At 76.4% G+C, this 1,419-nt stretch carries 3 protein-coding genes; all 3 read right to left on the bottom strand.

Going from position 1 to position 1,419, the window contains the following annotated elements; all coding sequences use genetic code 11:
• Window positions 1–36: 36 nt before the first annotated feature.
• The gene (locus D8M35_RS16100; RefSeq protein ID WP_126892709.1) at window positions 37–384 is read right to left on the bottom strand and encodes a hypothetical protein; all 348 of its coding nucleotides are present in this window, start codon (window positions 382–384) and stop codon (window positions 37–39) included.
• The gene (locus D8M35_RS17230; RefSeq protein ID WP_274542780.1) at window positions 381–638 is read right to left on the bottom strand and encodes a DUF4244 domain-containing protein; all 258 of its coding nucleotides are present in this window, start codon (window positions 636–638) and stop codon (window positions 381–383) included. Before D8M35_RS17230 ends, D8M35_RS16100 begins: the two co-directional genes overlap by 4 nt.
• Window positions 639–720: 82 nt before the next feature.
• On the bottom strand, window positions 721–1,419 hold a 699-nt coding region (locus D8M35_RS16725; RefSeq protein WP_161972701.1), incomplete at its 5' end, for a type II secretion system F family protein.

Here is a 1,419-nt window from a genome sequence, read left to right as displayed (position 1 = left end):
CCAGCGCGACGGTCGCCGAGCCCCGGTCCGTCCGCATCAGCGACCGCCTGCCGCCGCGCAGCCGGTCGCACGGAGCGGCAGGACCGAGAACGGGCCGCCCGAGGTCGCCTGCACGTCCACGCACACCAGACCGTGCTCCTGCCGCACCCGGGACGAGACACCGGCAGCGGCAGCGGCAGCGAGCGCGGCATCCGCGCCCCGGTCGTCGCCGCGTCCCAGCGCCCGCGACGCCGTCCCGGCGACCGACTGGAGCCGCCCGACCCGGTCGACGACCACCACTCCCGCGACCAGCGAGACCAGGACGAGGGCGACCAGCGGGAGCCCGACGGCGAACTCGACCGTGACACTGCCGCGGTCGCGAACGACGGGAGCCGACGCGGTCACGGGACGAGTGCCCCGCGGACGAGGTCGGTCAGGATCTGGTGGACCTCACCCGAGCGCATCACGGCGACGAGCACGCCGGCGAAGGCGACCGCGGCCAGGATGACGACGGCGTACTCGGCGGTGGCCGAGCCTCGGTCGTCGGCGATCCGCTCCCGGAGTCGTCGCGTGCGCGGTCGGTGCGCGCCGGCCCGCCCGGCCGGAGGTGCCGGCTCGGTCCGAGGTGCCGAGTCCGTCCGAGGTGTCGAGTCGATCATGGGTTCCCCTTCCTCTGTGGTGCATCCACAGTCGTGCACCGGCGGCGGCCTCCGGCGCTCGGACGGCCGGTCTGTGGACGGTTCAGCGGAGACCGCCCACGGTGGAGGAGAGGACCCCGACCACGACCGGGACGACCCCGACCAGGACGAAGGCCGGCAGGACGCAGACGCCCAGCGGCAGCACGAGCCGGACCGCCAGCCGCTCCGCCGCTGCCAGCCCGGCGGCCGCGGCGTCGTCCCGGACGTCCTCGGCGGCGGCCCGGAGCAGCCCCACGGCGGGCACCCCGGCGCGTCGGCTCAGGACCAGCACCTCGTGCAGGCACCGTCGCGCGGTCGGGTCCGCCGCCGCCCGGTGGTCGAGCCCCAGGAGCGTCTCCTGCACGGCACGCTCCGCCGAGCGCCACGGGACACCGCCGCCCAGTCCCACCGCCCAGGCGTCGAGCAGGATGCCCGGCACGTGTCCGTCGGGTGTTGCTGCGTCGATCATCCGACGACTCCAGCGCTGCCCGACGAACACCAGTGCGGCCGCCGCCGCGCAGCACACCCACCCGATCGGCCGGGCGAGGAGCACCCCGAGCGCGTCGGCGCCCCAGACCGAACCCATCCCGAGACCGAGGAGGGGCAGCGCCAGGACGACCCGAGCGCTCGTCCGGGGTCCGGCGAGGGCGACCCGGACGGCGCGATCGGCGGCGGCGCTCCGACGCATCGCCGCGGCGAGCGAACGGAGGGCTCCGGCGGACGGGGCTCCCGTCCGTTCCGCCACACGCAGGACGAGGTGGAA

The sequence above is a fragment of the Curtobacterium sp. HSID17257 genome (genome assembly GCF_003989515.1).
Taxonomy (GTDB): Bacteria; Actinomycetota; Actinomycetes; order Actinomycetales; family Microbacteriaceae; genus Curtobacterium.
This window is presented reverse-complemented; position numbering and strand designations above follow the sequence as displayed.